The sequence below is a fragment of the Pseudomonas sp. EGD-AK9 genome (genome assembly GCF_000465935.2).
Lineage (GTDB): Bacteria > Pseudomonadota > Gammaproteobacteria > Pseudomonadales > Pseudomonadaceae > Aquipseudomonas.
Genome location: NZ_AVOF01000098.1, coordinates 1 through 8,997 on the forward strand (window position 1 = coordinate 1; position 8,997 = coordinate 8,997).

The following is an 8,997-nucleotide window of genomic DNA, read 5'->3' on the forward strand; positions in this document are numbered from 1 at the left end:
GGGTGATCGCCGTGCGCGAGGTGGCGGTGGGCGAGAGCGTCGGCTACGGCGCGACCTGGGTGGCCGAGCGACCCTCGCGCATCGCCACGGTCAGCTGCGGTTACGCCGACGGCTATCCGCGCCATGCCCCCAGCGGCACGCCGCTGCTGGTCGAGGGCCGGCGCGCGGCGCTGGCCGGTCGGGTGTCGATGGACATGCTGACGGTGGATATCACCGACCTGCCCGAGGCCGGTATCGACTCGCCGGTGGAGCTGTGGGGGACAACCCTGCCGGTGGACGAGGTGGCGGCGGCCTGCGGCACCATCGGTTACGAGCTGCTGACCAAGGTCACCGCACGCGTGCCGCGGCGCTATATCGGCTGAGGTTCAGGCCAGGCCGCTGGGTATCTTGAGCACATCCAGCTGCAGGCAGGCCTGCTCGCTCAGCTCGCCGCCTTCGCCGTGCACCTGCGAGCCGGAGCGGCCCAGTTCCTTGGCCCGATACAGCGCCTGGTCGGCGGCCTTGTACAGCCCGGCGAAGTGGCGGGCGTGCAGCGGGTAGAGCGCCACGCCGATGCTGATGGTCACCCGCAGGCGCTCGGCGCCGTAGTGCACCGGCTCGGAGAGGTCGGCCAGCAGGCGCGCGGCAATGTCGCGGGCCTGGTTTTCCGCGTCCTGACCGCAGATCAGCACGGCGAACTCGTCGCCGCCCAGGCGCGCCACGGCATCGCCGGCGCGCACGTGTTCGCGCAGACGCTTGGCGATCACCTGCAGCATCAGGTCGCCGGCGGCATGGCCGAAGCGGTCGTTGATCGGCTTGAAGTGATCCAGGTCGATCAGCAGCAGCGCCACGCTTTCGCCGTGCCGCTCGGCATGGGCCAGCGCCGATTCGCAGCGCTCGACCAGGTAGCGGCGGTTGGGTAGCTCGGTCAGCGGATCGTGGAAGGCGGCGTGTTCCAGTTCGCGTTCGCGCAGGCACAGGCGCGCGTTGGCCGCGGCCAGTTCGGCAGTGCGCGCGGCTACTGCGGCCTGCAGCTCGTCGGCGCTGGCCTGCACCTGGGCCAGGCGCGCGGTCTTCTCGCGGTCGGCCTGCTGCAGCGCCTCGGCCTTTTCCTGCTTGAGCATCTGGATGCGGTAGGCCAGGGCGAAGGAGAACAGGATGGTCTCGGCCGCCACCGAAATGGGGAACAGGTAGGCGGTGAAGTTGCCCGGCTCGATCAGCCCGGCGGCGCGCATCACCAGCACCAGGGTGCTGGCCAGCACGGCGCCGTAGCCGAGCAGGTAGAAGCGTGCCGGAAAGAAGCCCTGGTAGACGCGCATGGCGGCGCTGAACAGCGCGGCGGGCACGGTGACGATGGGAGTCAGGGCGATGATCAGCGCGCCTTCGGCGCGGTAGCCGAGGGCATTGACGAGGATGGCGACGACGTACAGCGCGCAGCCGGCATTCAGCAACTGGTGCGGCCAGCGCAGGCCGCGCCTGGTGTAGAGCAGCTCCTGGGTGAAGCGCATGACGAAGATGCCCCAGAGCGAGGGCAGGGTGATGCGATCCAGCCAGAACGGCACCGCGCTGCCGGGCCAGAGGTACTGGAAGCCGTGGCCGGTCATGCTGAGGATGAACACCAGCACGCAGGCGGTGGCCAGCACGTACCAGAGGTAGGCCTTGTCGTGCAGGGCGATGAGGATGAACAGGTTGTACAGCAGCAGGGCGAGTATCACCCCGTAGATCAGGCCGAAGCCGAGGTTCTCGCGGCTGGCCTGCTGCTCCAGGTCGGACAGCTGCCAGACCTTGAGCGGAAAGGAGTTGCCGCCGGGGTCGAGGCTGCGAAAGTACAGGGTCAGGGGCTGTTCGCCGAGCTCCGGCAGCTTGAACAGCATGCGCCGGTAGGGGTAATCGCGACCCTCGGCATAGGGCACGGCGTCGCCGGTCTGGCGCTCGTGCCAGCCGCCCTGGCCGTCCGGCAGGTACAGCTGCAGGCGGTAGATGGTGATGCCGGCGTTTTCCAGCCACCATTGGCGCGGGGCGTCGGCGCTGCGCTGCAGGCTGACCTTGATCCACCAGGGGTTACGGCTCTGGCCGACGGTGGCGCGGCCCTCGGCGGGCACGAAGCGCGCCTGCACGGCGGGATCGGCCATGTCGGCTATGCTCAGCTGGCCGCCGACGTCTTCCAGCAGTTCGATCCGGTCGTTGAGCCACAGGCCGCTGCTGCCGGCGTCCAGGGTAATGGGCGCGGCAGTAGCCCAACCGCAGCAACAGGCCAGGATCAGGATCATCAGTCCCGGAGAGAGAAAACGCCCCACCCGCTTACCCCTTGTGCCGGGCCGTCTGGCGGCCGCCGGATTTGGTTTCTGGCTCCGAGTATAGCCATTGGCCAGGGTCGTGATCACAAAAGATTTGGCGCCGCCGGGGTGGGTGGGTTGATCACTTTTTATGCTATGATCCGCGCCCCTTCGAGAGCCCGATCGATCAAAAAACATGCAAGCCGCCAAGCCGCTGTTCGACTATCCCAAGTACTGGGCCGAGTGTTTCGGGCCCGCACCCTTCCTGCCGATGAGCCGGGAAGAGATGGATCAGCTCGGCTGGGACAGCTGCGACATCATCATCGTCACCGGTGATGCCTACGTCGACCATCCCTCGTTCGGCATGGCCATCATCGGCCGCCTGCTCGAGGCCCAGGGCTTTCGCGTCGGCATCATCGCGCAGCCGGACTGGCGCAGCAAAGACGATTTCATGAAGCTCGGCGAGCCGAACCTGTTCTTCGGCGTGGCGGCGGGCAATATGGACTCGATGATCAACCGCTACACCGCCGACAAGAAGGTCCGCAGCGACGATGCCTACACCCCCGGTGGCCTGGCCGGCAAGCGCCCGGATCGCGCCAGCCTGGTCTACAGCCAGCGCTGCAAGGAGGCCTTCAGCCATGTGCCGGTGGTGCTCGGCGGTATCGAGGCATCCTTGCGCCGCATCGCCCACTACGACTACTGGCAGGACAAGGTGCGCCGTTCGATCCTGATGGACGCCACCGCCGACATCCTGCTCTACGGCAACGCCGAGCGCGCGGTGGTCGAGGTGGCCCAGCGCCTGTCGCGCGGCGAGTCGATCGAGACCATCACCGATATCCGCGGCACTGCCTTCGTCCGTCGCGACACCCCCGCGGGTTGGTTCGAGGTCGACTCCACCCGCATCGACCGCCCGGGGCGCATCGACAAGATCATCAACCCCTACGTCAACACCCAGGACACCGCCGCCTGCGCCATCGAGCAGGAGAAGGGGGCGGTTGAAGACCCCAACGAAGCCAAGGTGGTGCAGATCCTCGAAAGCCCGCGCATGACCCGCGACAAGACGGTGATCCGCCTGCCGTCCTTCGAGAAGGTGCGCAACGACCCGGTGCTCTACGCCCATGCCAACCGCGTGCTGCACCTGGAAACCAACCCGGGCAACGCCCGCGCCCTGGTGCAGAGGCATGGCGAGGTGGACGTCTGGTTCAACCCGCCGCCCATCCCCATGACCACCGAGGAGATGGACTACGTGTTCGGCATGCCCTATGCGCGCGTGCCGCACCCGGCCTATGGCAAGGAGAAGATCCCGGCCTACGAGATGATCCGCTTCTCGGTGAACATCATGCGCGGCTGCTTCGGCGGCTGCACCTTCTGCTCGATCACCGAGCACGAGGGCCGCATCATCCAGAACCGCTCGCACGACTCGATCATCCGCGAGATCGAGGAAATGCGCGACAAGGTGCCGGGCTTCACCGGCGTGGTCTCCGACCTCGGCGGGCCGACCGCCAACATGTACCGCATCGCCTGCAAGGACCCGGAGATCGAGAAGCACTGCCGCAAGCCGTCCTGCGTGTTCCCCGGCATCTGCGAGAACCTCAATACCGACCACAGCTCGTTGATCGAGCTGTACCGCAAGGCCCGCGCCCTGCCCGGGGTGAAGAAGATCCTGATCGCCTCGGGTCTGCGCTACGACCTGGCGGTGGAGTCGCCCGAGTACGTCAAGGAGCTGGTCACCCACCACGTCGGCGGTTACCTGAAGATCGCCCCGGAGCACACCGAGCGCGGCCCGCTGGACAAGATGATGAAGCCGGGCATCGGCAGCTACGACCGCTTCAAGCAGATGTTCGAGAAGTACTCGAAGGAGGCGGGCAAGGAGCAGTACCTGATCCCCTACTTTATCGCCGCCCATCCAGGGACGACCGACGAGGACATGCTCAACCTCGCCCTGTGGCTCAAGCGCAACGGTTTCCGCGCCGACCAGGTGCAGGCCTTCTATCCCTCGCCGATGGCCACCGCCACCGCCATGTACCACTCGGGCAAGAACCCGCTGCGCAAGGTCACCTACAAGAGCGACGGCGTGACCATCGTCAAGAGCGAGCAGCAGCGCCGCCTGCACAAGGCCTTCCTGCGCTACCACGACCCCAAGGGCTGGCCGCTGCTGCGCGAGGCGCTGACCAGCATGGGGCGCAGCGACCTGATCGGGCCCGGCAAGCATCAGCTGATCCCGGCGCACCAGCCGCAGGTCGACGAGTACCACAGCGCGCGACGCAAGAACTCGACGCCGGCCGGCAGCAAGAAGGCGGGGGCTGGCGGCAAGATGCTCACCCAGCACAACGGCCTGCCGCCGCGCGCCAGCGACGGCAGCAAGCCCTGGGACAAGCGCGAGCAGGCCAAGGCGGCGGCCTTCGCCAAGCTGCAGGAGCAGAAGAAGGGCGGCAAGGCCGGGGGCGGCGGCAAGAAGAAGCCGCGCCCGGTAGCGCCGCGCTAGCATCGCAACGCCAGCCTCGTGCTGGCGTTGTCCTATCTGCTGCCTGGGGTCTGGATTCGCGGCTAAAACCGCTCCTGCCCCGCGACCGGCTTGGTTTGCGCTCTATTTGGAACTATAGTTCCAAAATATAAGAACAACGCCGGAGTCCGTCATGCGTAGTGCCGCGCCATCCCTGCTCGCCCTGTCCCTGTTGCTCGCCGCCTGCAGCGAGTCGCCGCCGCCCGCGGCCGATCTGGACTTCCAGAAGCAGCTGCAGACCCGGCTGATCAAGGCCAAGCCGGGCGAGGTGATCGAGATTCCCGCCGGTACCTTTCAGCTCGATCGCGGCTTGAGCCTCAAGGTCAGCGGCGTGACCCTGCGCGGCGCCGGCATGGATCGCACCATCCTCAACTTCAAGGGGCAGAAGTCCGGCGCCGAGGGGCTGCTGGTGAACGCCTCGGACTTCACCATCGAGGACCTGGCCCTGGAGGACAGCAAGGGCGACGCGCTCAAGGTGGCCGGCGGCCGGAACATCATCATCCGCCGCGTGCGCACCGAGTGGACCAACGGCCCGGCCACCGAGAACGGCGCCTACGGCATCTACCCGGTGCAGACCGAGAACGTGCTGGTCGACGGCGTGGTGGCCATCGGCGCCTCGGACGCCGGCATCTACGTCGGCCAGTCGCGCAACGTGGTGGTGCGCAACAGCCGCGCCGAGCGCAACGTCGCCGGCATCGAGATCGAGAACACCATCGGTGCCGACGTCCATGACAACCTCGCCACCGGCAATACCGGCGGCATCCTGGTATTCAACATGCCCAACCTGCCGCAGCCGGGGCATACCACGCGGGTCTACCGCAACAGGGTCGAGGGCAACAACCACAAGAACTTCGGGCACAAGGGCACGCCGGTGGCGAGCATTCCGGCCGGCTCGGGGGTGGTGATCAACTCCAACGACCAGGTGGAGATCTTCGACAACGACATCGGCGAGCACCGCACCGCCAACGTCATCGTCAGCAGCTACTTCAGCACCGGCTACAGCGACCTCTCCACCGAGGAGGATTTCGATCCCTATCCGGAAGCCATCCATATCCACGGCAACCGCTTCGGCCCCGGCGGCGACAGCCCGGACAACCTCGAGCTGAAGGCGCTGAAGCTGGCCAAGTTCGGCCTCAACGGCCGTCTGCCGGACATTCTCTGGGACGGCTACGTCAACCCGGACAAGCTGGTGGACGGCAAGCTGCCGGCCCAGCTGGCCATCTGCATCGACAATGGCGAGGCCGGCATCGTCAACGTCGATGGCCCTGGCGGCTACAAGAACATCAGCACTGACATTACGCCGCATCGCTGCGAACTGCCGCGCCTGCCGGCGGTGGAGCTGCAGGCGGCGCTGGCCGAGGCGGGCGAGGACGCATGATGCGTGGCTGGCTGGTGATCGCCGCACTGCTGCTCGGCGCCTGCGAGCAGCAGCGGGCTCCGCTGCATCTGCCCAGCGGCGAGGACTATCCCGAGCTACTCAGCGCCTGGGGCGTACTGGAGCAACGCGACGGCCGGCTGCAGCCGGCCGCCGGTGTGCTGCCCTACGACCTCAATACGCCGCTGTTCACCGACTACGCGCACAAGCTGCGCACCCTCTGGATGCCCGTGGGCAGCCAGGCGCAGTACGCCGAGGCGCGCTTCGACTATCCCGTCGGCACCGTGCTGAGCAAGACCTTCTACTACCCGCGCGATGCCCAGGGCCGCCTGCTGCGCAGCGAGCAGCAGGGCGCCGAGGCGGTCGAGCTGAAGCGGGTGCGGCTGATCGAGACGCGTATCCTGCTGCGCCAGGAGCAGGGCTGGGTGACGCTGCCCTATGTGTGGGACGCCGCCCAGCGCGAGGCGACCCTGGACTGGGCCGGCGCCAGCTTCGATCTGCGACTGCATGACGAGCGCGGCGAGGTGCTGGCGGTCGACTACCAGGTGCCGGATGCCAATCAGTGCGCCGGCTGCCATGAGGAGCAGGCAGGCAAGGGCGTGGCGCCGCTGGGGCCGAAGGCGCGCCAGTTGAACAAGGATTTCGCCTACGCCGAGGGGCTGGCCAACCAGTTGCAGCGCTGGCAGGCCGCGGGCCTGTTGCAGGGGCTGCCGCGCGACCTGGCCGAGGTGCCGCAAAACGCCCTGTGGGGCAAGCCGCGTGCGGGGGAGGGGGTGCAGGCGCAGGCGCGCAGCTATCTGGACGCCAACTGCGCGCACTGCCACAACCGCGAGGGGCCGGGGCGCACCTCCGGGCTCTATCTCGACCCGGATACACCGCTGGGCATCGCCTATGGCCTGTGCAAGCAACCGGTGGCGGCGGGCAAGGGCTCCGGCGACCGCCTGGTGGATATCCACCCCGGCGCGCCGGAGAAATCGGTGCTGAGTTTTCGCCTGCACAGTACCGACCCCAGCATCATGATGCCCGAGCTAGGCCGCTCCAGTGTCCATCGCGAGGGGCTGGAGCTGATCGACCGCTGGATCGCCAGCCTGGACGGCGAGTGCTGAGACTGCGCCAATCTTGTGCGTCGATTCGGCCTTGGTGCAGGCCTTGCTCCGATTGAGGGCCGGGTGCGCTGGCGAGCCCGCGAAACAGGCGCCCCGGCCCCTGGCATAAGTCTTGCGCGGCTTGGCAGGTCGTCCAGGCTTGCAGGAGGCCGCCGTGTCGATCCATGTCGCGCTGCACCACGTCACCCACTACCGCTACGACCGTGCGGTGAACCTCGGCCCGCAGCTGGTGCGCCTGCGCCCGGCGCCGCACAGCCGCACGCGCATCCTTTCCTACGGGCTGAAGGTCGAGCCGGGCGAGCACTTCGTCAACTGGCAGCAGGACCCGCAGGGCAACTACCTGGCGCGCCTGGTGTTCCCCGAGAAGACCCGCGAGCTCAGGGTGGAGGTGGATCTGGTCGCCGAGATGGCGGTGTTCAACCCCTTCGACTTCTTTCTCGAGCCTTATGCCGAGCGCATTCCCTTTGCCTACACCGAGGGCGAGCAGCGCGAGCTGGCGCCCTACCTGGTCAAGCTGGCGGCCACGCCGAAGTTCGCCGAGTACCTGGCCAGCATCGACCGCGCACCCACGGCCAGCGTGGATTTTCTGGTGGCGCTGAATCAGCGGCTGTCCGGCGATATCCGCTACCTGATCCGTCTGGAGCCGGGCGTGCAGACGCCCGAGCAGAGCCTGGAGAAGGCCTCCGGCTCCTGCCGCGACTCGGCCTGGCTGCTGGTGCAGCTGCTGCGCCACCTGGGCCTGGCGGCGCGCTTCGTCTCCGGCTACCTGATCCAGCTGACCGCCGACGTCAAAGCCCTCGACGGCCCCTCCGGCACCGACCAGGACTTCACCGACCTGCACGCCTGGTGCGAGGTGTACCTGCCCGGCGCCGGCTGGATCGGCCTCGATCCCACCAGCGGGCTGTTCGCCGGCGAGGGCCATATCCCGCTGGCCTGCAGCCCCGAGCCGTCCTCGGCGGCGCCGATTTCCGGCGCGCTGGACGAGTGCGAATGCGAGTTCGAGCACCAGATGCAGGTGGAGCGCATCTGGGAGGCGCCGCGGGTCAGCAAGCCCTACAGCGCGGCGCAGTGGCAGGCGATCGATGCCCTCGGCCGGCAGATCGACGAGGACCTGCAGCGCCACGACGTGCGCCTGACCATGGGCGGCGAGCCGACCTTCGTCGCCCTCGACTACCCCGACGACGAGGAGTGGAACACCGCCGCGCTGGGGCCGAACAAGCGGCGCCTGGCCGCCGAGCTGTTCCACCGCCTGCGCGCGCACTATGCGCCCAAGGCCCTGGTGCACTTCGGCCAGGGCAAGTGGTACCCGGGCGAGCAGCTACCGCGCTGGTCACTGAACTGTTTCTGGCGCCAGGACGGCGAGCCGATCTGGCACGAACCCAGGCTGCTGGCTGACGAAACGCGCGGCTACGGCGCCGACGCCGACACCGCCGCGCACTTTCTCGCGGCCCTGGCGGCGCGCCTGGATGTGGACGGCGAATGCGTCTTCCCAGCTTACGAGGACTGGTTCTACTACCTGTGGCGCGAGCGCAAGCTGCCGGACAACGTCACCCCGGACGATGCGCGGCTGAGCGATGCGCTGGAGCGCGAGCGCCTGCGCAAGGTGTTCGACCAGGGCCTCGATGCCGTGGTCGGCCAGGTGCTGCCGCTGGCGCGGCGGGTGGACGGCGCCGGCTGGCAGAGCGGCCGCTGGTTCCTGCGCGACGAGCACTGCCGCCTGCTGCCGGGCGACTCGGCCTTAGGCTACCGCCTGCCGCT

At 68.0% G+C, this 8,997-nt stretch carries 6 protein-coding genes; 5 read left to right on the top strand and 1 reads right to left on the bottom strand.

The genetic code is table 11. The features are described from left to right. Positions 1 to 362 (top strand): alanine racemase C-terminal domain-containing protein (locus N878_RS05520; protein ID WP_031302797.1); only part of this gene is annotated, 362 nt, incomplete at its 5' end. 3 nt (positions 363 to 365) lie between these two features. On the opposite strand, the gene N878_RS05525 is transcribed toward N878_RS05520, so the two are convergent. Then, entirely contained in the window at positions 366 to 2,249 is a 1,884-nt protein-coding gene (locus N878_RS05525; RefSeq protein WP_021442684.1) for a diguanylate cyclase, read from the bottom strand. A gap of 202 nt (positions 2,250 to 2,451) precedes the next feature. Here N878_RS05525 and N878_RS05530 point away from each other — a divergent pair, with 202 nt between their 5' ends. The 4 genes from N878_RS05530 to N878_RS05545 all read left to right on the top strand — a co-directional run. Beyond that, complete coding sequence (locus N878_RS05530) at positions 2,452 to 4,740, top strand: YgiQ family radical SAM protein (RefSeq protein ID WP_021442685.1); 2,289 nt, start codon at positions 2,452 to 2,454, stop codon at positions 4,738 to 4,740. A 151-nt stretch (positions 4,741 to 4,891) separates the two neighbouring features. Next, entirely contained in the window at positions 4,892 to 6,136 is a 1,245-nt protein-coding gene (locus N878_RS05535; RefSeq protein ID WP_021442686.1) for a parallel beta-helix domain-containing protein, read from the top strand. Beyond that, the gene (locus N878_RS05540) at positions 6,133 to 7,239 is read left to right on the top strand and encodes an SO2930 family diheme c-type cytochrome (protein ID WP_031302799.1); all 1,107 of its coding nucleotides are present in this window, start codon (positions 6,133 to 6,135) and stop codon (positions 7,237 to 7,239) included. The genes N878_RS05535 and N878_RS05540 overlap by 4 nt, the downstream gene beginning before the upstream one ends. Before the next feature lie 154 nt (positions 7,240 to 7,393). Further along, positions 7,394 to 8,997 (top strand): transglutaminase family protein (locus N878_RS05545; protein ID WP_021442688.1); only part of this gene is annotated, 1,604 nt, incomplete at its 3' end.

What these genes read in the sequence shown, in the direction of transcription:
- N878_RS05525 (WP_021442684.1), bottom strand. Translation starts at nt 2,249, where the DNA reads ATGATCCTGATCCTGGCCTGTTGCTGCGGTTGGGCTACTGCCGCGCCC.
- N878_RS05530 (WP_021442685.1), top strand. Translation starts at nt 2,452, where the DNA reads ATGCAAGCCGCCAAGCCGCTGTTCGACTATCCCAAGTACTGGGCCGAG.
- N878_RS05535 (WP_021442686.1), top strand. Translation starts at nt 4,892, where the DNA reads ATGCGTAGTGCCGCGCCATCCCTGCTCGCCCTGTCCCTGTTGCTCGCC.
- N878_RS05540 (WP_031302799.1), top strand. Translation starts at nt 6,133, where the DNA reads ATGATGCGTGGCTGGCTGGTGATCGCCGCACTGCTGCTCGGCGCCTGC.